General features: G+C 67.8%; 25 protein-coding genes. 8 read left to right on the forward strand and 17 right to left on the reverse strand.

Translation table 11 applies throughout. From position 1 onward, the window contains the following. Positions 1–64 precede the first annotated feature (64 nt). Positions 65–412 (forward strand): DUF393 domain-containing protein, encoded by a 348-nt coding sequence (locus KB221_03755; protein ID WIY70146.1) that lies wholly within the window; start codon positions 65–67, stop codon positions 410–412. A gap of 240 nt (positions 413–652) precedes the next feature. Here the strand turns inward: KB221_03755 and recA are convergent, their stop codons facing one another. From recA to KB221_03785, 6 genes are all read right to left on the reverse strand, one after another. Beyond that, entirely contained in the window at positions 653–1,735 is a 1,083-nt protein-coding gene (gene recA / locus KB221_03760; protein WIY70147.1) for a recombinase RecA, read from the reverse strand. Positions 1,736–1,955: 220 nt separating this feature from the next. Further along, on the reverse strand, positions 1,956–2,441 hold the full coding sequence (locus KB221_03765; GenBank protein ID WIY70148.1) for a carbonic anhydrase: 486 nt from the start codon (positions 2,439–2,441) through the stop codon (positions 1,956–1,958). Positions 2,442–2,571: 130 nt separating this feature from the next. Further along, positions 2,572–2,757 (reverse strand): hypothetical protein, encoded by a 186-nt coding sequence (locus KB221_03770; GenBank protein ID WIY70149.1) that lies wholly within the window; start codon positions 2,755–2,757, stop codon positions 2,572–2,574. Next, entirely contained in the window at positions 2,754–3,224 is a 471-nt protein-coding gene (locus KB221_03775; protein WIY70150.1) for a TerB family tellurite resistance protein, read from the reverse strand. Before KB221_03775 ends, KB221_03770 begins: the two co-directional genes overlap by 4 nt. A gap of 99 nt (positions 3,225–3,323) precedes the next feature. Beyond that, positions 3,324–3,509: a DUF465 domain-containing protein gene (locus tag KB221_03780; protein WIY70151.1), complete on the reverse strand. Its 186-nt coding sequence runs from the start codon at positions 3,507–3,509 to the stop codon at positions 3,324–3,326. A 209-nt stretch (positions 3,510–3,718) separates the two neighbouring features. Continuing rightward, positions 3,719–4,588 carry a LysR substrate-binding domain-containing protein gene (locus KB221_03785; protein ID WIY70152.1) on the reverse strand — a complete coding sequence of 290 codons (870 nt, stop codon included), beginning with the start codon at positions 4,586–4,588 and terminating at the stop codon, positions 3,719–3,721. A gap of 97 nt (positions 4,589–4,685) precedes the next feature. On the opposite strand from KB221_03785, the gene KB221_03790 reads away from it, so the two are divergent. The 4 genes from KB221_03790 to KB221_03805 all read left to right on the forward strand — a co-directional run bounded on the left by KB221_03790 (position 4,686) and on the right by KB221_03805 (position 11,111). Then, positions 4,686–5,660, forward strand: a complete 975-nt coding sequence (locus tag KB221_03790) for a sodium-dependent bicarbonate transport family permease (protein WIY70153.1) — start codon at positions 4,686–4,688, stop codon at positions 5,658–5,660. Positions 5,661–5,771: 111 nt separating this feature from the next. Beyond that, positions 5,772–7,319 carry a GNAT family N-acetyltransferase gene (locus KB221_03795; GenBank protein ID WIY70154.1) on the forward strand — a complete coding sequence of 516 codons (1,548 nt, stop codon included), beginning with the start codon at positions 5,772–5,774 and terminating at the stop codon, positions 7,317–7,319. A gap of 630 nt (positions 7,320–7,949) precedes the next feature. Continuing rightward, positions 7,950–8,750: a bacteriorhodopsin-like gene (locus KB221_03800; protein ID WIY70155.1), complete on the forward strand. Its 801-nt coding sequence runs from the start codon at positions 7,950–7,952 to the stop codon at positions 8,748–8,750. A 120-nt stretch (positions 8,751–8,870) separates the two neighbouring features. Next, positions 8,871–11,111: a TonB-dependent receptor gene (locus KB221_03805; GenBank protein WIY70156.1), complete on the forward strand. Its 2,241-nt coding sequence runs from the start codon at positions 8,871–8,873 to the stop codon at positions 11,109–11,111. A 19-nt stretch (positions 11,112–11,130) separates the two neighbouring features. Here KB221_03805 and KB221_03810 read toward each other — a convergent pair whose 3' ends face one another. Together KB221_03810 and KB221_03815 are read right to left on the reverse strand one after the other, a co-directional pair. Beyond that, on the reverse strand, positions 11,131–13,005 hold the full coding sequence (locus tag KB221_03810; protein ID WIY70157.1) for a M20/M25/M40 family metallo-hydrolase: 1,875 nt from the start codon (positions 13,003–13,005) through the stop codon (positions 11,131–11,133). Positions 13,006–13,074: 69 nt separating this feature from the next. Continuing rightward, the gene (locus KB221_03815; protein WIY70158.1) at positions 13,075–14,481 is read right to left on the reverse strand and encodes an acetylxylan esterase; all 1,407 of its coding nucleotides are present in this window, start codon (positions 14,479–14,481) and stop codon (positions 13,075–13,077) included. A gap of 111 nt (positions 14,482–14,592) precedes the next feature. On the opposite strand from KB221_03815, the gene KB221_03820 reads away from it, so the two are divergent. Further along, a complete protein-coding gene (locus tag KB221_03820) occupies positions 14,593–15,369 on the forward strand; it encodes a LytTR family DNA-binding domain-containing protein (protein WIY70159.1) in 777 nt (258 codons plus the stop codon). Positions 15,370–15,442: 73 nt separating this feature from the next. On the opposite strand, the gene KB221_03825 is transcribed toward KB221_03820, so the two are convergent. The 3 genes from KB221_03825 to KB221_03835 form a co-directional block, all read right to left on the reverse strand. Next, positions 15,443–16,258, reverse strand: coding sequence for a protein-glutamate O-methyltransferase CheR (locus KB221_03825; protein ID WIY70160.1), 816 nt, complete (start codon positions 16,256–16,258; stop codon positions 15,443–15,445). A gap of 4 nt (positions 16,259–16,262) precedes the next feature. Continuing rightward, positions 16,263–16,634, reverse strand: coding sequence for a response regulator (locus KB221_03830; GenBank protein WIY70161.1), 372 nt, complete (start codon positions 16,632–16,634; stop codon positions 16,263–16,265). 100 nt (positions 16,635–16,734) lie between these two features. Beyond that, the gene (locus KB221_03835) at positions 16,735–17,391 is read right to left on the reverse strand and encodes a histidine phosphotransferase family protein (protein WIY70162.1); all 657 of its coding nucleotides are present in this window, start codon (positions 17,389–17,391) and stop codon (positions 16,735–16,737) included. 90 nt (positions 17,392–17,481) lie between these two features. Between KB221_03835 and cysQ the strand changes: the two genes are divergently transcribed. Beyond that, positions 17,482–18,267, forward strand: coding sequence for a 3'(2'),5'-bisphosphate nucleotidase CysQ (gene cysQ, locus KB221_03840; GenBank protein ID WIY70163.1), 786 nt, complete (start codon positions 17,482–17,484; stop codon positions 18,265–18,267). Positions 18,268–18,273: 6 nt separating this feature from the next. Here cysQ and KB221_03845 read toward each other — a convergent pair whose 3' ends face one another. Both KB221_03845 and KB221_03850 read right to left on the reverse strand, forming a co-directional pair. Beyond that, positions 18,274–18,636 carry an EF-hand domain-containing protein gene (locus KB221_03845; GenBank protein ID WIY70164.1) on the reverse strand — a complete coding sequence of 121 codons (363 nt, stop codon included), beginning with the start codon at positions 18,634–18,636 and terminating at the stop codon, positions 18,274–18,276. Between the two features lie 96 nt (positions 18,637–18,732). Then, the gene (locus KB221_03850; protein ID WIY70165.1) at positions 18,733–19,974 is read right to left on the reverse strand and encodes a hypothetical protein; all 1,242 of its coding nucleotides are present in this window, start codon (positions 19,972–19,974) and stop codon (positions 18,733–18,735) included. Between the two features lie 267 nt (positions 19,975–20,241). On the opposite strand from KB221_03850, the gene KB221_03855 reads away from it, so the two are divergent. Continuing rightward, positions 20,242–20,658 (forward strand): Ig domain-containing protein, encoded by a 417-nt coding sequence (locus KB221_03855; GenBank protein WIY70166.1) that lies wholly within the window; start codon positions 20,242–20,244, stop codon positions 20,656–20,658. Between the two features lie 27 nt (positions 20,659–20,685). Here KB221_03855 and KB221_03860 read toward each other — a convergent pair whose 3' ends face one another. From KB221_03860 to KB221_03875, 4 genes are all read right to left on the reverse strand, one after another. After that, entirely contained in the window at positions 20,686–22,332 is a 1,647-nt protein-coding gene (locus KB221_03860; GenBank protein ID WIY70167.1) for a peptide chain release factor 3, read from the reverse strand. Positions 22,333–22,440: 108 nt separating this feature from the next. Beyond that, positions 22,441–24,012 carry a DUF1570 domain-containing protein gene (locus KB221_03865; GenBank protein WIY70168.1) on the reverse strand — a complete coding sequence of 524 codons (1,572 nt, stop codon included), beginning with the start codon at positions 24,010–24,012 and terminating at the stop codon, positions 22,441–22,443. 67 nt (positions 24,013–24,079) lie between these two features. Then, positions 24,080–24,460 (reverse strand): hypothetical protein, encoded by a 381-nt coding sequence (locus KB221_03870; protein WIY70169.1) that lies wholly within the window; start codon positions 24,458–24,460, stop codon positions 24,080–24,082. A 262-nt stretch (positions 24,461–24,722) separates the two neighbouring features. After that, complete coding sequence (locus KB221_03875) at positions 24,723–25,061, reverse strand: DUF1491 family protein (protein ID WIY70170.1); 339 nt, start codon at positions 25,059–25,061, stop codon at positions 24,723–24,725. Positions 25,062–25,076 lie beyond the last annotated feature (15 nt).

Here is a 25,076-nt window from a genome sequence, read left to right on the forward strand (position 1 = left end):
GCCGCGGGCGGACAGATCGCCGCACGGACGGGCGTCGCGGGTCGCCGGGGTGTAGGATGCGCGCATGTGCGCGCTTGAAGTCTGGTTTGACGGTGACTGCCCCCTGTGTCGGCGCGAGATCGCCGTGATGCGGAGACTCGACCGGCGCGGTGCCATCCTCTTCACCGATGTGGCGAACGGGCAGGGGACCTGTCCGATTGACCGGGCCGAACTGCTGGCCCGGTTCCATGCGCGGGAGGACGGGGCGATGCTCTCGGGGGCGGCGGCCTTTGCCGCCATGTGGCGCGCCATCCCCCTGTTGCGGCCCCTGGGTCTGGCAGCGCGAAACCGGACGGTGCTGGGGTTGCTGGAGCGGCTGTACGTCGCCTTCCTGCGGGTCCGGCCGGCGCTGACGCGTCGGCTCCGGCGATAAAAAAGGGCCGCCCGGTCCGGGTGGAGACCAGGCGGCCCGCTCCGTCCGGCCCGGCCCCGCGGGGGTCGGAGGCGGGTCGCGGGACCCGGCCGGAGAAGTGTCGGAATTCAGAAAATACCGTCCGAAGCGTTCAATGCCTTCGCATCGGATCCGAAGGCACCGTGCGAAGCGTTCGGGGCGGAGGTGCTGTCGCTCCACCTCCGCCGTCGTCCGACGGCAGAGGGGGAGGGGACGGTCAGATCAGCCCTCGAGGTCCTGACCTTCGTCGGGTTCGGGGGTGCCCAGCAGCTCTTCGGCGATCTTGGTGGTCGAGGCGCGCACGGCCTTTTCGATCGAGTCGGCGATGTCCGGATTGGCCTTGAGGAAGGCGCGCACATTCTCGCGGCCCTGGCCGATTCGCTGGCTGTCGTAGGAGAACCAGCTGCCCGACTTCTCGACGATGCCGGCCTTGACGCCCAGGTCGATGATCTCGCCGAGTTTGGAGATGCCCTCGCCGTACATGATGTCGAAGATGACCTCGCGGAACGGCGGGGCGACCTTGTTCTTGACGACCTTCACCCGGGTGGTGTTGCCGACGACTTCGTCGCGGTCCTTGATCGCGCCGGTGCGGCGGATGTCGAGGCGGACCGAGGCGTAGAATTTCAGCGCATTGCCGCCCGTCGTCGTCTCCGGCGAGCCGTACATGACGCCGATCTTGTGACGGATCTGGTTGATGAACAGGACAATGCACTGCGACTTGTTGATCGAGGCGGTCAGCTTGCGCAGCGCCTGGCTCATCAGACGGGCCTGCAGGCCGGGCAGGCTGTCGCCCATCTCGCCCTCGATCTCGGCGCGCGGCGTCAAGGCGGCGACGGAGTCGACAACCACGATGTCCACGGCACCCGAGCGCACCAGGGTGTCGACGATCTCAAGCGCCTGTTCACCCGTGTCGGGCTGGGACACCAGCAGGTCGTCGAGGTTGACGCCCAGCTTCTGGGCATAGCCCGGGTCGAGCGCATGCTCGGCGTCGACGAAGGCGGCGGTGCCGCCGGCCTTCTGGATCTCGGCCACGGTGTGCAGGGCCAGGGTGGTCTTGCCCGAGCTTTCCGGCCCGAACACCTCGATCACCCGGCCGCGCGGCAGGCCGCCGATACCCAGCGCCATGTCGAGGCCCAGCGAGCCGGTCGAGACCGAAGGAATGGCCTCGGTCACGCCGTTCTTGCCGAGCTTCATGACGGAGCCCTTGCCGAAGGCACGGTCGATCTGGGCGATCGCCGCCTCCAGGGCCCGCTGTTTGTCGCCGTCGTCCCGCGTCACCAATTTCAGATTCGCCTGAGCTGCCACCTTGCCACTCTCCCTTGCCATGATTCCCGTTTGGTACTCTGGGGGAGAGGCCCGCCTTCGGTCCGATGACCGTGACCCACTCCCTTTGTGAGCGGCACTATGTGCACGGTTTGTTCCGGTTGGCAATTTGTTCTTTTCCGGGTGATCTTGGGATGCGTCCGTTTCTGACGTAGGGTCTGCATGGCGCAGGTCGGTGCCCTGGCGTCGGTCAGGGCTGCCGTCAGTTGGCCGGCGCGGCGGGCTGGAGTTCGCCGGTCGCGATGTCGAACCGCCATGCTGACAGGGACATATGGCCGGCCCTCTCCGCGTCCCGTATCCAGGGGAAGGTCCGCAGATTGGTGAGCGAGAGCTGGAGCACGGCGTCCTCGATCGCCGCCTCGAACGCCTCGCCGGACCCCTGCTCGGGCATGGGCCACATGACCGGTTCGGCGATGTCCACCCACGGCCCCAGGAAGTCTGGGGCGTTTCGCAGGGGGCCATGGATCATCGCGTGAATGCCGTCGCAGCGCGCATGCCCCAGCAGGACGATGCGTCGGACCTTGAGGATCTTCACCGCATATTCGAGCGCCGCGCTGGTCCCGTGACAGCCTCCATCGGGCGCATATTCCGGGACCAGGCCCGCCACATTGCGGATGACGAACAGATCGCCGGGCTCGGCGTCGAAGATCGTCTGCGGATCGACCCGGGCGTCAGAACAGGCGATCACGGCCGTGGTCGGCTGCTGGCGCCGGCGGGCGAGCTAGGCATAACGCAGCGCCTGGCCCGGCCAGACCGAGGTGCGAAAGCGCCGATAGCCCGCGAGCAGGGGGTCCTGGGGGGTCACCGGGGAGCCGCGATCAGACCCGGATGTCAAAGGTGTGCCGGGTGGGACGGCGGGCGGTCGTGTCGTCGACGATCGCCCGCGGGGACTCGACCGGGCGGCCTGTCGGCGAACTCTGATGGGCCGCCACCCGGCATGTCGTCTGCGTGTGCTCGACCGCCACGCCCTGGGCGATCGGCAGGGATATCGAACTGATCCTCATTGCCGCACTCGTTCGCTGGAGATCAGGTCATAGGGCGAGGGATCGAGGTCCAGCAGACGGCAGAGGCGCAGAATCACGTCGCGCTCCTCGGCGTCGAAACCGCCGTCCGCTTCCGCGACCGAACAGGCCGTATCGATCAGCAGGTGCGACGGCCCCGACTGACCCCGGAGCGCCGCGACCGCGGCTTCCGCCGCAGCCTCACCATCCTCGATGTCGAGATCGAACCGCAGGTTCAGGGCCTCAAAGCCGACCGTCACCTCATGCAGTCCGAAGAAGCGAATGCTCGGGGACTGACTCATCCGGTCGATCATCCGCCTGCGTTCCTGGGTGGTGACCCAGCCGTCGGCCTGGGCGACGAGCGCGCAGGCGGCGACGACCGCATCCATCTGGGCGACGTCGCCCATGGTCCAGACGTCATCCGGATCGACCGGGCGGCGTTCCCGATGGGTGGTGTTGGTTGAAGGCATGGGGGCTCCCTTCGTCTCGCCGGCCAGGCGGCGATCACGGGTTGGCATGGTTGAAGGGGCCGGGGCCGGAGGCAGCGCGAGCCGCCGGCCCCGGCGAGATCAGTGCGACTTCGACGGATTTTGACGGTCGTCGAAGGCGACGAGCCGGTCCCTGATCGCAAGCTTCTTCTTCTTGATGCTCGCCACGGCCCGGTCGTCCGGCTGCAGCCGTGCACGTTCGTCCCTCAGCGCCATTTCCAGCAGGGCGTGAAATCCCCGCAACCGGCGCGCCAACACGATAGACATCGAGCCTCTCCTTCTCTCAAGGGGAGCGCTCGACGGCGAGACCATCGGTTCGAGGGGACAAACAAGCCGGACCCGTCATCGAGCGCACCCGATGCGGTCCGACATCACGATCACAGTGATCGTCAGAGGGGCCCGGGCCGCAAAACGAGAGTGCACACGAGGCCCGTCCGCCACCAATCAGAAGTCCTGATAGGCCCCATAATGACCCGTCATGCGGGGAGGGGGCCTCGTTCCAGCGCCCGCAATACTTCCTGCGCGAGAAGGCTGGCCGGCCCGCCGGCACCCCGGTTTGAAACCAGGGCGATCTCGCTGTCGGCCAGCAGCGGGAGCGGTCGCTCCAGCACCACGAGGTCGCGGGGCGCCATGGCCGCGGGAAGCACGCCGACGCCTAGGCCGGCGCGCAGGGCCGCCATCTGACCGGCGAGACTGGGCGAGGTGAAGGCCGCGCGAAAGGCGATGCCCGCATCCGCGAGCGCGCCCAGGGCCCGTTTCCGATAGATGTCAGGCGCAGGGGCGATGATCAGCGGCAGCGGCGACGCCTCGATGATCGACGCGTCCAGCGCCACCCAGACCAGGGGCTCGCTCCAGACCCGCACGCCCAGTTCGGGGCCGACCGGCTCACGTTTGATCAGCGCCAGATCAAGCATGCCGCGCGACATCTGGTCGAGCAGGTTGGCGGTGTAGTCGCAGGTCACCGACAGCTTGATGCGGGGATGGCTGCGCGCGAATGCGCCCAGAATTCCCGGAAGGTGCATGGTCGCGATGTCCTCGGGCGCGCCGAGGCGAACCTCGCCCTCCAGATCCCCGTCACCCAGCGTCGACACGATCTCATCGTTCAACCGCAACAGTCGCCGGGCTTGCGGCAGCAGGGCAGCGCCCTCCGTCGTCAGACCGAAGCCCTTGCCGCCCCGATCAAACAGCGGTGACCGCAACTGACCCTCAAGGCGGCGGATTTGCAGGCTGACAGCCGGCTGTGTCCGGCCGAGCACGGCCGCCGTGCGGGTGAAACTGCCTGTCTCGACGACCGTCACGAAGGCCCGCAACAGGTCGATGTCCAGATTGACCAGCCGATCGGCCATACCATTAGCGTCCGTTATAGCCTGCATCACATCAATAAACTGGATGCGCGGGCTCGTCGAGTTCACTCGGACCGACCTTCAGCGGACCGGTTGACGCATGCCTGACTTTTCCACCAGCCTGGCGCTTCTCACCTCGCCGGCCATCCTGTTCTTTTTCATCGGCGCGGCGGCCGCCTTCGCCCGCTCGGACCTGGCCATTCCGGAGCCGGTCGCCAAGGGTCTGTCGCTCTATCTGATGCTGTGCATCGGCTTCAAGGGCGGGGTGGAGGCGCGCGCGGCGGGCTTCAACGGGGACTTCCTGGCGGCAGGGGCGATCGGCATCGCCCTCAGCGCCCTGATGCCGCTGATGGCCTTCGTCATCCTGAAGCGCGTTCGCAGGCTCGACCGTCCGACCCTGTGCGCGCTGGCGGCGACCTACGGGTCCGTTTCGGTCGTGACCTTCGCCGCCGGACAGCAGCACCTCGCCGCCATCGGTCTGACGTCGGGAGGGTATATGGCCGCCGTCCTTGCCCTGATGGAGACCCCCGCCATCCTCACGGCCCTTGTCCTGCTGAACGGCGCGGGTCGTGGCGAGCCGGGGCGGCGACGGACGATCCTCCGGGAGGTGTTTGTCGGCGCCGCCTCGGTGATGCTGCTGGGCAGCTTCCTGGTCGGCCTGATTTCCGGCGAGGCCGGCATGACCCGACTGGACCTGTTTGTCGGTCCCTTGTTCCAGGGTGCCCTGTGCTTCTTCCTGCTCGACATCGGCCTGACCGCCGCCCGGCGTTTGATGGAGGGGGGACGAAAGTTGACGCCGGCCGTGGTCGCATTCGCCCTCGGCTTTCCCTTGCTCTCGGCAGGCGTCGCGCTGGGGCTGGCCCAACTTGCCGGGCTGGACGCCGGGAATACGGCGCTCCTGACCATTCTGGCCGGATCGGCGTCCTACATTGCCGTTCCCGCGGCCATGCGACTGGCGGCCCCCGAAGCGGACGCCGGCGTCTTTGTGACGGCGTCCCTGGCGATTACCTTCCCGTTCAATCTGACCCTCGGGATCGCTCTCTATACGGCTGCAGCGGTCTGGCTGTCGGCGTGACCCTGCCGCCGGCCCGGCTTTTCGGGCGTCGCTGAAGACCCTGCCGCCGCCGATCGCGGTGACCCTGCCGGAAGGAAATGATCCTCAAGCTTCGCCATGCGTTCAGACCGCATGACAAAACCCTCCAAGCCCGCCGTCCTCTCCATCCGCAACGCCAGACTGGCGGATGTAAACGCCATCTCCGCCCTTGTGGCCAAGGTCTACAAGGACATGCCGGCCTATACGCCGGGCATGTTGCGCGGCCAGATCGCCGCCTTCCCGGACGGCCAGTTCGTGGTCGAATATGCCGACGAAATCGTCGGCTACGCCGCCGGCTTCCGCATCGACGAGAAGACGGCCATGGCACCGCATACCTGGACCCAGATCACCGGCGGCGGCTATGCCGCGCGGCACGATCCGGTCGGGGACTGGTTCTACGGCATGGAGGTGTGCGTCGATCCGGACCGGCGGCGCCTGAGGATCGGTCAGCGGCTGTATGACGCGCGGCGCGATCTGTGCGAGGCCGAGAACCTGCGCGGCATCGTCTTCGGCGGGCGGATGCCGGGGCTGGCGCGACGCAAGGCGGCCTATCCGGACGCCCGCGAGTATCTGGACGCGGTGACGGCGCGCAAGCTGAACGATCCGGTGATCGGCTTCCACATGCGCGGCGGGTTCGAGCCGATCGGGGTGCTGGAGAACTATTTGACCTCGGACACGGCCTCGATGGGCCATGCGGCGCATATGGTCTGGCGCAATCCCTATCATGCCGAGACGCACGGCCGGGGGGCGGCCTTCGCGGTCAAGGAGACGGTGCGGGTGGCGACCGTGCAGCTGCAGGCCCGCAAGGTCGCCAGCTTCGAGGAGTTCATCTCCAACATCGAATATTTCGTCGATGTGACCTCGGACTATCGCTCGGACTTCGTGGTGTTTCCGGAGCTGTTCACCCTGCAGCTGCTGTCGCTCGAGAAGAAGAAGCTGACACCGGTCGAGTCGATCGAGGCTCTGACCCGCTACACGCCGCGCTTCGTCGAGGCGATGCGCAAGATGGCGGTCGAGTACAACATCAACATCATCGGCGGCTCCCACCCGACCCAGACCGGGGACGGGGACATCCAGAATGTCGCCTATGTCTTCCTGCGCGACGGCTCGGTGCATGAGCAGGAGAAGATCCACCCGACGCCGAACGAACGGCACTGGTGGAACATCAAGGGCGGCGACCGGGTGAACGCCATTCCCACCGACTGTGGGCCGATCGGGGTGCTGATCTGCTACGACTCCGAGTTCCCTGAACTGGCGCGGCGGCTGGTCGACGAAGGGGCGCGGCTGCTGTTCGTGCCGTTCTGCACCGACAACCGGCAGGGCTATCTGCGGGTACGCTACTGCTCGCAGGCGCGGGCCATCGAGAACCAGTGCTACGTCATCCTGTCGGGCAATGTCGGCAATCTGCCGAACGTCGAGAACATGGACATCCAGTACGCCCAGTCCTGCATCCTGACGCCCTGCGACTTCCCGTTCGCACGGGACGGGGTGGCGGCCGAGGCGTCCGAGAATGTGGAGACGGTGACGGTGGCCGACCTCGACCTGTCGGACCTGGCCTGGGCCAAGTCGCAGGGCACGGTGCGGAACCTCCGCGACCGGCGGTTCGATCTGTACAAGACGGTGTGGGCCGACGGGGGCTGAGGCTTCAGGGGCCCAGGTTCTGGCCGGGCGCGGCCCGGTCCACCATCGGGGTCAAGGTCACCAATCAGTGCCCGTTTTCCTGCGAACGGGGACTTTGGGGGCATCTCCCTGGCTCGCGGGTCGAACTGGACGAGGACGCAATCGGCCCGATGTCGCGAAGGCGGGCGTGAAATCGTCAAGATGCGTTCGCCGCGTCAGAAAGAAGTCCTGCCGCAGATGTCGGCGGGATTCGCAGCAAGCAGATATCTCCCGGTCCAGGTCTCAGCGAGAAGACCGTCGGGATGCGCCGTGCGCAGGCTCTCGAGAAGATTGGCACGCACAAAGTTGCAGGCGCGAATTGTATGGCCGTTGAGGCCGAAATCCAGAACTCGGCTGCGAAACCACGCCCCCGCCCTACGGCCTAAAGGTCGTATGGTGTGCCATTCCGCAACCTCCTAACGGTAATACCTGAAATGGGGGTCCTGCTGTTTCGTTCCCGGTTTCAGACTGAATGAACAAGTGCCTGCTCGCAGGGCGGCAAGCTCCATACGGTTCTGGAGCAAGTAAGCGTTGAGCAATTGTTATATCAGCGATCTTTAACCGTACTATAAAAAAACAAAACAAGTAACGGTATCAACCGAGGAAACGTAAATGGAATCTATGACTTTAGGCCAGTACGAACTGGTGTATAATGCGTTCTCGTTCAGTATTGCCACGATGGCCGCGGCCACGCTTTTCTTCTGGCTCAGCCGTGACACTGTAGCGCCCCAGTACAGGGCAGCGCTGGTGATTTCGGGCCTCGTGACTTTCATCGCGGCCTACCACTACTGGAGAATTTTCGGCAGCTGGTCCGCAGCCTTTGTGGTCGATGCGGGTGCCGGAACGGTCGCGGCGTCCGGTCAGAAGTTCAACGATGCCTATCGCTACGTTGACTGGCTTCTGACTGTGCCCCTGCTGCTCGTCGAACTGATCCTGGTCATGGGTCTGTCGCGGGCTGCGACGATCTCGAAGGGCGTTCGACTGGGCGTGCTCGCAGCGCTCATGGTCGCCCTGGGCTATCCGGGCGAGATCGCCACCGACATGAGCACCCGTCTGTTGTGGGGTGCCCTCTCGATGGTTCCGTTCCTCTTCATCCTGTTCGAACTGTTCGTCGGGCTGCGGGGATCGATCAAGAGCCAGCCCGAGGAAGCGCGCGGCCTCGTCAATCTGGCGATCATCGTGACGGTTCTGTCCTGGAGCTTCTACCCGGTCGTGTACTTTGCCCCGCTTCTGTTGGGTTCCGGGAATGCGAACATCGCCACGATGAGCGGAGATGCGGCCATGATCGTTCAGGTCGGCTACACGATCGCCGACATTGTCGCGAAAGCCGCCTTCGGTGTGCTCATCTTCATGATCGCATCAGCCAAGAGCCAGGAATGGCGCAACAAGAACGCCGCAGTAAGCCAGGCGTAAACCGGCTTGTATCTGCCGGGAAACTTGGAACGGGTTGCCTGTGGCCACCCGTTTTCTTTATCGCCAGCGCGGTTGAGTCCTTGCGTCCCGACTCCTGCCTGACTGAACGGAAACAGTGACATGATCCTTGCACTCCTTCTTCAAGCGCCCGTGGTCGAAGCGAAACAGATTGATCCTGCCGGGCAGGTTCAGATGCTGGACGAAGTGATCGTCACTGCACGCCGGACGGAAACGCCGGTGGAAGACGTGCCCGGGAGCGTTGAGGCTCTGGACGCGGCGGCTGTAAGCCAGGCGGGACTTTTCCGGGCGTCCGATCTCGCGGGACTGTCCGCCAGTCTTACCGAGCGTTCCATCTTCGGATCCTCGGCCCCCCAGTTCTTCATCCGCGGCATCGGCTCGAACGATGTGAACCCGAGCGCGAATCCCGGGGTCGCGGTCTATCTCGACCAGGGGTTCATCGCGTCGCCCCTGGCCCAGAACGTCGCCCTGTTCGACCTCTCCGGGGCCGAGATCCTGAAGGGGCCGCAGGGCACCCTGTTTGGGCGAAACGCCACCGGCGGGGCCCTGATTTTCAAAACCAGGCCGCCCGGCACCATGCCCGGCCTCGACCTCAGCGCCGGCGTCGGTTCGTTCGGGCTCCAGACCTTTGACGTCGCGGCGGACACCGGCCGGCTGGGACCGATCCTCGCGCGCGTCGCCGCCACCTATCGCAAGTCGGACGGCTACACTGACAACACCCTCACCGGCGGCGAAGAGAACGGTATCGAGACCTTCGCCATACGGCTGCGCGCGGACACGGATACGGCGGGGCCGTGGAGCGCCGGCCTCATCCTCGACTATGCCAATGATCGTTCGGCCATGACGGCCCATGAGGGCCTCGGCCTGTTTGCCCCGGAGGGCTTTGCCACCCCGCCACCGGCCGGGCCGGTGTTCATCCCCTGCGCTCCGCAACGGGTCCTCGCGGGCGAGTGTCTCAACCTTCTGGGTTACCGCTATTCCGCTGATCCCTTCTCGGAAGGCTTTGACCGCGACAGCCGCGAACATCTGGATACGGGCGGGGCGGTGCTGACCCTGCGCCGCGAGGGCCCTGTCGAAGCGACCTCGATCACCTCCTGGCGGTTCGCGGACCGGGATGTCCGTGAAGACACCGACGCAAGCCCGCTGGATCTGGTGGCCCTCGATTTCGACAACTCCAGCCGGGTCTTCACCCAGGAGTTTCTGTTCGGCGGACGGCAGGGCCGGTTTGACTGGCGTGCCGGTGCGTTTGGACTGGATGAGACCCTCCGCACGACCAACCGGTTCTCGACCCTCGGCACCCTGCGCGCAGCCGGGGTCGGCTTTATCGACGATCCGTTCCTGTTTGCGTTCGGGCCGTTCCGACTGGCCCAGACCTACACCCTCGACACCCGGTCCGTTGCCCTGTTCGCGGAAACGGACTTCAGCGCCACCGACCGCCTTTTCCTCACCGCCGGTGCCCGTGTGACCCGGGAACGCACGTCTTTCGAAACCGAGACCCGCTTTGAGGAGGTCACAGCCAATCCGGTCCTCTCGCCGGAGCGGAGCGGCGAGCAGACGGATGACGCCATTTCGTGGCGTCTGGCCGCCCGCTATGAGCTGGCACCGCACCGGGTCGCCTATGTCAGTGTCAATCGCGGCTTCAAGTCCGGGAGCTTCAACGGCGGGGCGCTCTTCCCGACCGACACCATCGGCCCTGTGGCACCCGAGTTTGTGACCGCCTGGGAGGCGGGTTCCACATGGCGGTTCACGGACGGGCTCGCGGTCAATGCCGCCGCCTTCTTGTACGATTATTCGGACCTGCAGGACTTCACCCTGCGCGCCACCCCGCCCCCGGCCCGCCAGGTGCTGGACAGCGCGGACGCCGAGATGAAGGGCGTTGATGTCACGCTTCGGGCGGCCCTGCCCTGGAATCTCAATCTGCGGCTGAGCACGTCCTGGCTTGATGCGACCTTCACCGACTTTGTCGACGCCAACGGGGTCGACCGGTCTGGCAATCGACTGACCGCATCACCGGAGTTTTCGGCGGTTGCCGCCCTGTCTTGGCAGGGCTCCCTGGGCGGGGACTGGACCGTCGGGGCTGACCTCGGTGCCAACTATCGGAGTGCCATATTCTTCGACAACACCAACGACCCCCTGTTGCAGTCGAACGCACGCACACTGGTGGATGCGGCCATCACCGTCGGTCATACCCGATCCGGCGTGTCCGCGACCTTCGCCGTGCGCAACCTCACTGACGAGGTCGTGGTTTCCGATGCGCTCCCCATCACCAACTACGGGTTCATCCAGCGTACGTTTGCGCCCCCGCGCGCCTTCTTCTTCACAGTGAGATCGGCCTTCCAGTAACGGCTTGCGAGCGACATGGTCAGGCCGTCCTGGCCGCGACCATGGGCTCCATGACCTGGGCTGCGACCGACAGGCCGGTGCCGATCAGAAGGGCCGCCGTCGCCGCGATCAGCAGGGGGCGGGACAGGCCCTGTCCGGGGCTCAGCGGCCGGACCAGCATCAGCACCAGCAGGCCGAGCAGGACCAGCACGCCGGGCAGGTCCATGCCGATGCCGAGGAAGACGGTGTGGGCCTGACCCATGATCCAGGCGCTCCCGAGCACGGCGGCGACGGCGGCCGGGGCCAGCGACCGGGGGCGGGTCAGGCCGGGGTCGAGGACGGCGGCCAGGGCGGCGGCGAACGCGGCCAGCAGGCCTGTCCAGACGAACAGGAAGGCGGCTTCGGGCGCGAGGGCCTGCGCCGCCGTGGCGAGGATCAGGATCAGGCCGATCAGGCCCGTCCAGCCGCCCCAGGTCGAGCGGGCGGCGAGGCCGGGGAACAGCGACAGGCCGACGGCGAGGACGGCGGCCCCGATCACGACCGGGTTTATCCCGCCGAGGACCAGGGCGGCCACGGCGGCGACGGCGATGGTGCCCGCGACGATGCGGCGGTCCAGACGCGTCCTTCCGCCGAACAGGGCCAATGCCACGGCCAGCACGGTCAGGGCCGCGCCGGCCTCCATCCACGGCAGGCGGGCCAGCAGGGTATAGTAGGCGTCGGCGCTCTCGGCCCGGCCCGACAGTGGCCCGGCCAGCAGGCGCACCAGCTGCGTCAGGACCAGCCCCGTCGACAGGAACCAGAGGCCGTCGACCGCGCCGCGTCCGGCGTCGGCGAAGGTCAGGCCGGCCTGCGATCGTGCACGCCAGACGGCGACGCCGAAGCCGAGGCAGGCCAGCCCCAGCAGGCCCCAGCCGATGACCGGCGCATGGCCGACGATGACGCGGCCGAACAGGTCAGCATAGACGATGTTTTCCGTTGCGGCGGGCAGGGCGGGTGCGCGCAGCAGGGCGTCGGCCGTCTCCAGCGCCTGCGCGCCGATATGCTGGACGCTGCCCTGGTCGAGTGCGTCGGGGGTCGAGACGGGGGCGTGATACTGTTCAGGGCGGCCGATGAAGGCGAGATTGACCCCCTGGACGCCGCGGTCCTTGGGAATGGTGAAGTCGGTGCCGTTGGGCATGGCCTCATAGACGAACACTGCCAGCGAATTGGACGAGACGCCGCCGGTCGCCCGGGTCCCCGCGCGGGCGAACAGGCCGATCGTTTCCGCATTTCCGCGCCCGGTCTCGAACATCATGGCCCGGCCGCCGCCGCCGCGCGCCTCGAGATTGACCACGGCCCCGATGCGGTCGCGCAGGGGATGGCCGCCCCAGAAGGCGCGCGCACCGTCGAGGTTCAGCTCCTCGCCGTCGGTCAGGATGACAACCAGGGTGCGGTCGGCGGAGCCGCGGGCACGGATGGCGCGGACGGCCTCAAGAATGGCGGCCACACCGGTGCTGTCGTCGGCCGCGCCAGCGGAGTCCGGCACGGTGTCATAGTGCGCCATCAGGGCGACCGCCGGCAGGCGCGGGTCGCGCCCGGGCAGGACACCGATCAGATTGGTCAGCTCCACCCCGGCGGCCGAACCGCCTTCCCGCTCCAGCCGGCGCACCGCCGCGGGCGAGAGCGCCCCGGTCTGGGTCGAGGTCTGGAGGCCCAGCGCCGCCATCCGCTGCAACAGCAGGGCACCGACCCGCGCATGGTCGGCCGACCCGACCGGATGGGGCCGCTGCGCGATTGCACGGACATCGGCCATGGCGCGTTCGGCGGAGAATGTCGTGGCCGGGGCGCCGGTCCCGACGGGCGCCGGAACCTGCAAGGTCAGCACCGCAATCAGCAGCGCCGCCGCCAATGAGCCGACCAGCCAGAGCAACCGCATGAGTCATCCTCCCCGATGAAAGGGCACGCTAGCGGGCCGGGGGGCGTTCGTCATCCTCCGGTGGATCGGTCAGGGTCGGGCACTGCTGCGGACCTCACCGGTGCCGGAGCCTGTCGACCCTGCCTGTGCGAGAAGCCGACCATCGCCGTATGCGCCGTCCAACCGGCCCGTTCGCGCCCATTCCAGCACAGCCTCGTAGTAGCCGGGTGCGTAGCCGAGCGATGTGCGGCTGCCGTCAGGTGCGGTTTCGAACCGGACGATGCCATGATCGGTGTCCGGAAACTCAAGCAGGGTGATGGGCCGCCCATGGGCGGACAGGTCGATCAGTCGCCGCCGCGTGGCGTCTGGCGGTGCCACCGTATCGTCTTCCGCCTGGATCCAGAGCATGGGCGTGTCCAGGACTGCCAGCACTGTCAGGGGGTCATAGTCCCACGATGGCCCGTTTTCGAGCTGGGGGGCCATGGCCATGATTTGCTCGTTGGGAGCATTGAGCAGCAGGCCGGTGAACTCGCCCTTGATGTCCGCGAACCAGGGTTCAGCGCGGTATCGGGCGCGAACGGCCTCCAGACCCCCGAATCCGACGGTGCCATGCGAGGCGACGAAAGCGCCGGTGACGTCGGTAATCTCCCGCGCCTGCTCCAGAACCTCCGGGCCCCACCCCTTGGCCTCGAGTTCCTGAGCCACCTGGTCGCTGTCCTCGGACAGGACGCCATAGGCCAGGCCGAAGCCGACGATGACGAAGTCGACGGGTGTCCGGGCGGCGGCGAGCGGTGCCACCCAGCCGCCCTGACTGGCACCGTGAAGGCCGACCCGGCTCGCCCGGACCCCGGCCAGCCGACGGGCTTCCACGACTGCCGCGGCGGCGTCCTCGGCGAGGATGTGGAAGTCCTGGGTGTAGTGGCCCTCCGATCCGCCTGAGCCCCGCTTGGCGTACACGAAGACGCCGACACCCGAGGCCGGTGCGAACCGCTGGAAGGCGTTGAAGTCGAGGGCGTTCGAACCTTCCGATCCGTGCACCTCGACCATGACGGGCACGGGGCCGTCGCCGCGTGGCAAGATCAGCCGCCCCTTTAGCCGGGTTCCGCCCTGACCGATGAAGCTCGTCTCCTGCACATCCAGCATCAGGCGGGAGCCGGGCTGGCCCTCAAAGACGATCCGGCCCTCGCTGCAGGCCCCCAGTTGCGGTTGCGGGCCTTCGATCCGACCGGTCGATCCCAGGGTGCTGACCCAGCGCCCTTCGGCGTCGGCCGTCATCCGGGCGGTCGATCCGTCGAGCCGGCGCCACCGCAGACCCTCATTCTCGAGCGGTGCGACATCCACCCAGCCGCCGTCGCCCAGACCATAGACGCCGACATGGCAGGTCACGGCCGGATCGGGCCGGTCATCGACGTCGGACCCCGGAAGCTGGGCCACGGCGGGCAGGGCGAAGGCGTATGCGGCGATGGCCACGGAGGCGGCGAGCAAGGATTTCGACACAGGTTTTCCGATCCAGCAGGGTTTCGTTTCGCCGAACGCCATTGCCGGTGGCGCGGCGGCTCGCTAGGCCCAACTTCGCGAATGGTGCCAGGGTTTCGCGAACGGGACGACATGGACGGCAGGTCGAAAGAGAGAGGCGAGGCGACGCCGCTGCGGCGTTGGACGATTGACTTCGCCATCCTGACCGCGATCGGCCTTTTGATGGGGTTCCTCGGACCCTTCGACTCGGACAGCGCACCCGTCGCGGTGCGTTATGTCTACTGGATGATATGCGTCGTCGGCGGCGGGCTGATCGGTGTCGGGGCGGACGAACTGCTTCGTCGATACGTGATGAGACCTTGGGCGAGGATGGCGGCGGTCTCTGTGCTGATGACGCCTCCGGTTACCCTGCTGGTGCTGGTCACCCAGCATCTTCTCGTGGATCAGCCGGTTACCTGGCCAGCCTACAGGTGGCTGCTCTGGCAGGTATGGCCCATCATGCTGGCGGTGATGGCGGTCCGGGCGCTGGTCTGGAGGCGCGCGCCCGTCATCGTCGAGACGCGAACCGTCATTGCCCCGCCGTTACCCGAAGCCGAGGCGACCTTCAGGCGGCGGCTGTCGGCGAAACGTCGCGGGGCGCGGCTGATCGCGATCGAGGCGCACGACCACTATCTGAAGGTCCATACCGACGCCGGCGCGGAACTGATCACGCTGCGGTTCGCCGATGCGCTGGACGAACTGGTCCTGGCGCACGGTTGGCGGGTCCATCGTTCCTGGTGGGTAGCTGCGGACGCGGTGGAGGATGTGCAGTGGCGGCGCGGTGTAGGCGAAATGCGCCTTGCCGGCGGGCTGACGGCCCCGGTGAGCCGGACCTATGGACCGGTCTTGAAACGCGCGGGCTGGTTCTAGGCGTCGGCCGCGCACCCCTTGAGGGCCTTCGGCGCGTGCGCTTTCGATGCGGCGACCGGCGACGGCCGCCGCCTCAGGCCACCCGCCTCAGCGCCGCCTGGGATTTGACGAACAGGCCCTTGCGGCCGGCGACCGGGCGGAAGGCGATGCTGTCGTTTTCCGGCTGTTCGTCGGGTCCGAGGAACAGGCAGCCGTCGTCGACCAGCCGCCGCTCGAGGTTGTCGAACATCTCGCCGCGACGGGCCGGGTCGGCGTCGCCGAGCACATGACGGCAGAAGATGATGTCGAACTGGTGGGCGTCGGCGGGGGGGTCGACCAGATTGGCGCGGGCGAAATGGACCATGGCCCGCAACTCGGCCCTGGCGATCCAGGCGTCCTCGGCCTGGTCGAAATGGCGCAGCATGGTCTCGGCCTTGAGGCCGCGCTGGATTTCGAAGCCGGTGTAGGCGCCGGAGCGGGCCTTTTCGAGCGCGCGCTGGGACAGGTCGGTGGCGACGATCTCGACGGCGACGCCTGCCTCCTGGGCGGCGATGGCGAGGGACCAGGCCTCCTGGCCGGTCGAGCAGCCGGCCGACCAGATCTTGACCGGCTGGCTGCCCCGGGCCTTGCCGAGCGCGGGCAGCAGTTCCTTGCCGAAGGTGTCGAAACTGGCCCGGTCGCGCCGGAACCAGGTCTCGGGATTCAACAGGGCCTCGATCACGGCCCAGCCCAGGCTGGCCACCGGCTTGGCCCATAGCGAGCCCAGCATGGCGTCGACCGTCTCAAACCCCTCGCGCCGGGCCACGGGGCCCAGGCGGTGCTCGGCCAGCTTCATCCGGTCGCGCGTCAGCCGGAAGCCCGCGCGCGAGCTCATCAGGGACTGCAGGCGATCGAAATCCTCGGGGCTCATGGGGTCAGACGGCCCCCACTTCAGCGAATTTCGAGGTCAGGATCTCGCCGTCGAACGGCTTCATCACATAGTCGTCCGCGCCGGCCGACAGGGCCTCGGCGATGCGTTCGGCGCGGGTCTCGATGGTGCAGAACAGAACCTTCGGGGCCATGCCGCCGGGCAGGGCGCGCAGGCGGCGCAGGAAGGTCATGCCGTCCATCACCGGCATCGACCAGTCCAGCAGGATGACTTCCGGAATGACCCCGCCGCAGAAGGCGAGCGCCTCGGAGCCGTCGGCGGCCTCGTCGACCTCGAAGCCGAGTCCCTCGACGATGCGGCGCGCGACCTTCCGGATGATCCGGCTGTCGTCGACGATCAGACAGGTTCTGGGGGTCAAAATCCGGGTTCCGAAACTGGGGCGCACAACGCCCGCGTGTACATGCCGCCTATAATCGGCCTGAGCCGGTTAATGACTCCTTGGGAAACCGGCTTAAGGGTCAGATTGGCATGTGGACGGTCAGCACGACCCGCCCCTCTTCGGCCTGCACATCCAGCGACCCGCCGGCGTCGTGGGCGGTCAGCCAGAGCCAGTAGGGCTGGATCCACTGGCCGGGCAGACCTTCCGTGAGCGGCTGGCCCGCCAGGCCGGCGACGGCCTCGCCTTTCAGACGGGCGCGGGCACCCTCGGCGCGACCCTCGATGATCAGGGTGGCACCGTCGGCTCGCGTCGTGATGGTCGCCACCCCGCCGGACGGTAGGGCGGCCATGGTCAGATAGGCCAGGTTCACCAGCGCCCGTGACTGGGCCTTGGACCAGGTCGTGTCCGCGACCGCCCACTCCAGCGTGGCACGCCCGCCGTCGGTCAGGCCGGAAACCAGTTCGCCCAGCTCGACGCCCGAGAACCGCTCGGACGAGGTCGCGGCGCCGAAGGCCACCCGGGCGAAGGCGACCAGGGCCACCATCTTCTTCGCGCTGGCTTCGATCAGCCCCATGGCGTCGTCGCGCATGTCCTGGGCGGTCGGGTCCTTCAGCAGGTCGAGACCGGAACTGATCGCGCCCGCCGGGCTGATGAAGTCGTGGCACAGTTTGCCGGCGACCAGGGCCGCCAAGGCCTGGCCGTCGGGGAGGGGAGAGGCGGGGGCAGTGTCAGTCATCGGGCCTTGCGCGCAACAGTCGGAAGCTGGTCGGACGCTGACCTGATTTGCCGGTTCGCGAAACCGGTTCGATGCTCTAATCGGGCGGGCATGAGTAAACGACTGACCGCCGACCTCGCGTCCGGCACCCTGACCGAGGCGCTGGCGGACATCGCCGAGGACGCCGCCCGGGTCATCCTGCCTTACTGGCGCAACGGTGTGGTGGCGGAGTCCAAGGCCGACGACAGCCCGGTCACGCTCGCCGACCAGGAGGCCGAGGCCCTGATCCTGACCCGGTTGGCGACCCTCTATCCCGGGATCCAGACCGTGGCCGAAGAGGCCGTCGCCGCCGACGGCGCGCCCGCGTCAGCCAATGACTGGTTCTGGTTGATCGATCCGCTGGACGGCACCCGCGGCTTCGTCGAGGGCCGGGAAGCCTTCACCGTCAATATTGCCCTGATCCACAAGGGTACCCCGGTCGCCGGGGTGGTCACCGCCCCTGCGACCGCCACCACCTGGCGCAGCGGAGCGCCCGGCGCAGGCGCGTTCCGTCGCCGGTTCGGCGATGTCTGGCAGGCCATCAAGGTGCGCAACCGCCCCGCCTCGCCTCTGGCGGTGATGAGCCATTCCATGACCGATGTGGAGGCCGAGCGGCTCGCCTCGCGCCACGGCTGCGTCCAGTGGCAGGGCATGGATTCGTCGCTGAAATTCTGTCTGATCGCCGAGGGGCGGTTTGACGCCTATCCCCGCACCGGCCCGACGTCCGAATGGGACACGGCGGCGGGGCAGGCCGTGCTGGAAGCCGCCGGTGGCCGCGTCATGGCCGAGGACGGCCAGCCGCTGCGCTACGGCAAGCCAGGCTTCGGCAACGGTGGTTTTGTGGCGCTGGGAGGCTGAGGCGGGTCAGAGGCCGTTGGCGCGCATACCTCTGGGCAGCAGATAGGCTCTCATCTCCGGCCAATCCACACGGCCGTCGCTGCCCGTATCCATGAGGCGCACCCACAGGGAATTGCTCGCCTCTTCCGCAACGCGATCCCCGTCCGCGTTCTGACGTCCCCGTTCCGCGATGGGCGCTTCGGACAGATCGATATAGCCGTCCCCGTTGCGGTCGGTGAGCTCAAAGCTGCGACGGTACTGGCGTTCCAGTTCAGCTGGGTCATTGCTGACGAAATGGGTTGAACTGCCGATCGTCACCCGTGCTTCCGGGCTCAGCGACGAGGTCGGATCGCCCAGAAGCACCAAGGTCGTTGCCAGTACGGTCAGCATTGAAAATCTCCCATTGCGCAATCACAGGCTGCGCTTGGGAGGTTAACAGGATCATAAGTCGCAGATACGCGGCAATCCGCCTCGAGTTAGCTGGTGCTAGGCCGCGGCCGCCTGAATCTGCAGCAGCGCCGCCCGCTGGACCAGCGCCGTCGCACCCCATTCGCGGGCGGTTTCCATGGCCTCGGCCAGCATCATGCCGACGGCGCGAGGTTCGCAGGTGGTCAGCCGCGCCTTGGCCAGGGCCAGATGCGCCATGCCGATCTGGTCGGCGACCCATTCCAGCGGCTGGGCCCCGGCGGACTGGGCGAGGCCGCGGCGGACGACGGCCTCCAGTCCGGTCAGGCCTTCGACGTCGCCCATGGCCTCGGCCAGGGCCGTCTCGGCCGCCAGCCGGCGTTCCCGGGCCAGGGCACCGAGGATCAGGCCGGGCTCGCGGGTCAGGGATTCCGCCTCCGTCAGTCGCGACAGCGGCGTCTCGGCGTCGCCGGGGGCCAGCTGCACGGCGACCCAGTCCAGCGGGCTGTGATCGGGGGTGAACTGGTCGGCGGCGGCGGCGAACAGGGCCTGGCCCTGGGCCGTGGCGGCCTCGTCCTTCGCCAGACGCGCCAGGGCCATCAATCCGGCGCCGGCGAGGGCGAGCGCGCGCGCCCGGGTCAGGGGGCGGTAGTCGGGCGAGGCGGATTCGACCAGAACCCGCAGGTCGCGTCCGGCCTGATCCAGCAGCCGGCCGTCACGGCGGGCCACGCCGGCGTCGAGCCCGAGGGCGGCCCGGTCCAGTCTCAGATCATCGCCGACGGTCGGCGGCAGGGCCTTCGCCCCGTGCAGGGCGGCATCCAGCAGGGCGGCGGCGTCCAGCATGGCCGCCGGCTCGCCGGACAGTCGCGCCCGCCGCGCCGTCAGCCGGGCGTGCAGGGCCGCGGCGGCCGAGCGGGTCGCCGGACGGTCCGCCGTGAGGGATTGCACATCCGCCAGCGCGGCGGTCAGCTTCTCGGGGCCGCCGAACAGGTCGAAGCGCAGGAGGTGAATCTCGCCCGATTCAATCGCAGCCGCCGCCGTCTGGTCGGGGGTGGCCGTATGGCGCGCGGCGTCCGAGGCCGCGCCCGCTGCCCGGTCAAGGCTGGTCCGGCTTCCGGTGCGCCGGGCGTGCTCGCGCCACAGGGCCGAAGCCCGCATCCAGCTGTCGAAGGGATGGGTGCAGGACACCCGCCCGGCCTCGACGCACAGGGACTGGGCTTCGGTCGCGACCAGATCGGCGCCGACCAGCTCCAGCCAGCCCAGATCGTCGCTCTCGCGTGCCTTTTCGAACAGCTTTCTCAAGTCCCGGCCGAATTCGAACATGGGGGCTGGCGCTCCGGTCGTCCCGCTTCGGGACCAATACGCGTCCCGTGGACGATACCTAGCAAACGCGACGCCGCGCCGGAGGTTCGGTCTGATGTCACGGGCCGATTTCGCTCCCGGATCAGGCCCGGGGCGCTGCAAGGTTCCCCATCGGGGAGCGAGGACCTATGGTGGGTCAACTAACGGGGGGCGGGCATGCTTTCGAAAACCTCTGCCACCAGGCCAGGTCAGCCGGTTGGCCCCCGACGGGCGGGCGTCTTGTCGACATTGGCCATCGCGGTTCTGCCATGTCTGGTTCTGGCCGACGCAGCGGCCGCCCGGTCGCTGTCGGGCATTTCAGTCCATGCGGCCACCCGGGGTGAGCTCTTGACCAAGGTCGGAGAAGTCGCGGAGCCGGCCATCCCGACCGGGGCGCAGCCTGTGCTCCCCCTGCCGGCCGGCCGCACCGGACGGAGCTATAGTCGCAGGTTGACCGGCTTAGGTGGAACACCGCCCCACCGGTTCGCCCTCGAAAGCGGCAGCCTGCCGGCCGGCCTGACCCTGTCAGAGGACGGCGTGGTTTCCGGCACACCGACCGGGTCTGGAGATTGGAGCTTCACCGCCCGGGTCGTGGACAGCGGCGGCCAGTCCGCGACCCAGTTCTATCATTTGAGGATCGTCAGCTCCGCGCCCCCGCGTCGCTGAATCCGCGGCGACCCGGGACCTGCAGGCCTACCCCCGCTCCTTCGTCTTCGTGAACGCCACCTGCGGGAAGCGCTCCATCACATAGCCGGTCTCCCAGCTGGACTTGGCGAGGAAGACCGGGTCGTCGTCGATGTCGCGGGCCATCTGGCCGCGGTATTTGCCCATGAAGTCCTCGAGGTCGGACTTGGTCCCGCCGATCCAGCGGGCTTCGGCCCAGGGCGAGGGCTCGAAGATGACCTCCAGTCCGTATTCCTCGCCCAGACGGTCGGCCATGACCTCGAACTGCAGCTGGCCGACGGCACCGACGATGAAGTCCGAGCCCATTTCGGGGCGGAACAGCTGGGTCACGCCCTCCTCGGCCAGGCCGTCCAGCGCCTTCTTCAGGTGTTTGGCCTTGAGCGGATCCTTGACCCGGACGCGCTGGAGGATTTCCGGGGCGAAATTCGGCAGGCCGGCGAAGCGGATCAGACCGCTCTCGGACAGGCTGTCGCCGACGCGCAGGACGCCGTGGTTGGGGATGCCGATGACGTCACCGGCATAGGCGTCCTCGGCCAGTTCGCGATCGCTGGCGAAGAACATGATGGGGGCGTTCACCGACAGCTGTTTGCCGGTGTTCTGGACCTTCAGCTTCATGCCGCGCTGGAACTTGCCCGAGGCCATGCGGAACATGGCGATGCGGTCGCGGTGGTTGGGGTCCATGTTCGCCTGGACCTTGAAGACGAAGCCCGTGACCTCGGCCTCGCCGGGCGCGACCGTCAGGGGGACCGGCTCGGCGGCGTTGCGGGTGCCGGCGGGGGCGGCCTTGTGGGCCTTCATGGTTTTCGGAGGGGGCGCCCATTCGCCGATGGCGGCCAGCAGTTCGTCGATGCCGAAATGGCGCAGGGCCGAGCCCCATAGCACGGGGGTCATATGACCCTCGAGGAAGGACTGGCGGTCGAACGCGGGATAGCCGCCCTCGACCAGTTCCCGTGCCTCCAGCAGGGCCTCATGCTCGCCGGCCTCGAAATACTGACCGGCTTCGGACAGCGGCAGGGCGTCAGGGTGGGGCACGTCCTCGGCGGCGCCCGCGGGCTTGCGGGCGTAGGGTTGGAACCGGCCCGTGCCCATCTCGACCATGCCGCGCAGGCGGTTGCCGCTCTGCGCCGGCCACCAGATCGGGGCGGGGTCCAGCTGCAGGCGCGAGGCGATCTCGTCCAGCAGGGCCATCGGGTCCTGGGCCTCGCGGTCCAGCTTGTTGATGAAGGTGATGATCGGGATGTCGCGCAGGCGGCAGACCTCGAACAGCTTCAGCGTCTGCGGCTCGATGCCCTTGGCGGCGTCCAGCACCATGATGGCGCAGTCGGCGGCGGTCAGGGTGCGGTAGGTGTCTTCCGAGAAGTCCTCGTGCCCGGGCGTGTCGAGGAGGTTGAACATCTTTGCCCCCCCGTCTTTTGTCGTGTGCTCGAACGTCATCACCGAGGCGGAGACGGAGATGCCGCGCTCCTTCTCAATCTTCATCCAGTCCGACTGGGTGCGCCGGTTCTCGCCGCGCGCGCGCACGGCACCGGCCGCGCGGATGGCTCCCCCCGCCAGCAGGATATGCTCGGTCAGGGTGGTCTTGCCCGCATCGGGGTGCGCGATGATGGCGAAGGTCCTGCGGCGCAGGGCCTCCTGTTCGAGAGTGAGTTTCGACATGGTGGCGGGGGTTAGCGCGGACGGGGCCGAAAGTCACCCGTCGGCGATGGGACCGGGTCAGGGTGTGGCAGCCGGGCGGTCGCCTTGTCGGCGAGACCGGCCCGGGATTCAGTCTCCGTCTGCGGGTTCGCCCGGGGCTGGGGGCTCCGTCGCTTCCGCCGCCGCGTCCGCGTCCGGCGGCGCATCGACGTCCAGCGGCTCCAGCCCGGCCTTCTGGCGCGCCTCGGCCAGCAGGGTCCTGACGGGTGCCAGACCGTCGCCGCCGTGCGGATTGTTGGCCAGCGGGGCCAGAACAAGGACGGCCTCCAGATACCGCTCCTTGTACATGAGGAGCTGCGCCGCCTCGAACGCCGTGGTCCCGATCTGGGGGGCCAGGCGCCAGGCGGACTCGGCGATGGTCACGTCATTGTCGGAGGGAAAGCCCGCCGCGCCGCGGCGATTGTCCAGCAGCGCCAGATAGATGCGGTAGTCGAGCGGATCGGCCTGATAGGCCGCCGCCAGATGGGTCCGGGCCTGTCGGGTGAGCGCCAGTCTGGCCGCATCATCCTCGGTGGCATCGGCCTGTTCGTCCAGGACGACCCCCATCAGCCACTGCGCCTCGGCGTCCTCCGGCCAGGCGGCCAGCACCGGCTCGAGCGTCCGGCGGGCGCCGTCGAGGTCTTCGGTCTCCCGCTGGAGCTTGGCGAGAACCACGGCCGGCAGCCGGTCTTCGGGATTACGGGTCGCGGACGCCTGCGCCCGGGCCACCAGGGCCGGCCCGTCGTCGCCGAGCGGGCGCGCGGATCGCAGGTCCAGCCACACGACATCGCCGGTGCTGCGCGGCAGGCTGGTGACGGTCACCTCGGCCTGGGGCAGAGCCTGCTGCAGCGTATAGACGGTGATGCCACGCGACAGATAAGAGCGCATTTCGCGTCCGAGTTCATCGGGGGTGCGGCCGATATGGGTCGCAAGGGCGTCGATGGGTTCCTCGCCGCGCGAGACGGCATTCAGATAGGCGGACATCTGGGCCCGCCTCGCCGGGTCGCCCAGCAAATAGTGCGTCAGCAACCAGGCCTGGGCGTAGTAGGCGGCGCCGCGCCGCGCGGAGTTGCCCGTCAGGCGCGACCGCAGCACGTCCTCCATCGGCACCCAGCCGTTGGTGTCCTGAAGGGAATAGAGCCGTCCAAGCCGATACATGCCGTAGCGGACGCGGCTGATGCCCATTTCCGAGGGCGCGAAATATTCGGCGAACCCTTCCACGAACCAGCCCGGATAGGCGGCGTTGTTATACTGGAACAGGTAGTGGTGGCCGTATTCGTGGAACAGCGTGTTGTCGCTTTCCTCATTGTCGGTGTCGACCACGGCGAAGATCCGGTCGTCGGTGCGGCTGTAGAAGCCCGAGACGCCCTCGCGCATTGACGGCCAGATCTGGCGCATGTCGGCCCGGCCGTCGGCGAGGTAGATCCACAGTTTCGGCGCGACGACGTCGTCCTGTTCCGGCGGCATGAACATCGCCAGCATCGTGTGGAAGCGTTCGACCTTGCGGGCGTATTCCGAGATCGAGCCGCGGCTTGTGTCGCCGATGATGACGAAATGCTCGGTCTCTGCGCGGAGCCATTCCGCACGCGCGGGCGCGGCCACGAAGCTCGTCAGCGCCACAACGGCCAGCAGGGCCGCTTTCGCTATCGCCTGAATACGCATCACCCCGTTCCCCCAACCTTGGGGCGAGAGCCTATCCGCTGTGGATGCCGGTGTTCAAGCGTCGTCGTCAGGCGGCCATGCGCATCCAGACCGCGCGGTCGGCGGCGAGAGCGTTCAGCTGGCCCTTGGCGGCACGCGTCTTCAGCTGGCGCATGATGGTGTCGGGCAGGGCGCAGAACTGCGGCTCGACGAGGGTCGGATCACAGCCCGCGGCCGGGGCGGCGAACAGGGCGGCGTTCACCTCCGGCGACCGGTCGTGGATCAGCCAGGCCAGACGGCGCGCCCGCTGCGGGTCATTCAGATGCAGCAGCGGGTCCTCGGAAAACAGTTCGCAACCGAGTTCCAGTACATAGTCGAGCTCAAGGCTCTCAAAGCGGCGCGCGTCGCCGGGCGTGACCGGGGCGGCCTCATCCAGATCGAACACCACGTCGTTGAGAAGAAAGAGCATCGACAACACCCACCATCGCTCCGGGCTCATTGCGGCCCGTTGAAGCTGACCATAGGCGCCTCCGCTTGAGGTTCCGTGTGCGAACGCAGTTAAGGATTTCGCACTGGCGGCGGGGGACGGTCACAGGTGGTTAGGGGTGATTGGTGGTTGGTGATTGGTGACAGGCCGCCAGCCGGGGCGTGGCGTGGCGTGGCGCGGCCTTTGCCGCCCTTCCGCCGCCAGTGATGCGACCAGCCACCAATCACCAACCACCAATCACCCATCACTCGCCGCCCCCCGCCACCTTCTCCGTTATAAAGTGCCGCCCCTCGCGGTCCTCGATCTCGACGACCCAGAGGTCGGGGTCGTAGCCGGCCTGGCGCTGGATATAGGCGTCGAGCTCGCTCTCGAATTCGCTCTCGACCGGCTGCATCCACAGCCGCTCGCCGTCGGGTCCGAAGGCCTCACTATAGAGTCGGGCGCGGCGGCTGGAGGTGTCGAAGGCCTTGACGATGACCGTCCCGGCGCGGGCGTCGCCCTTGCGCGCGACGGTGGCGAAGGCCCCGCCCAGCTCGGCGCGGCGGATCAGGGCGGACACCCAAAGGTCGCTCGAAAGAAGCACTTTGATAACCCTGCT

This window comes from Aquidulcibacter paucihalophilus (genome assembly GCA_030285985.1).
Taxonomy (GTDB): domain Bacteria; phylum Pseudomonadota; class Alphaproteobacteria; order Caulobacterales; family Caulobacteraceae; genus Brevundimonas.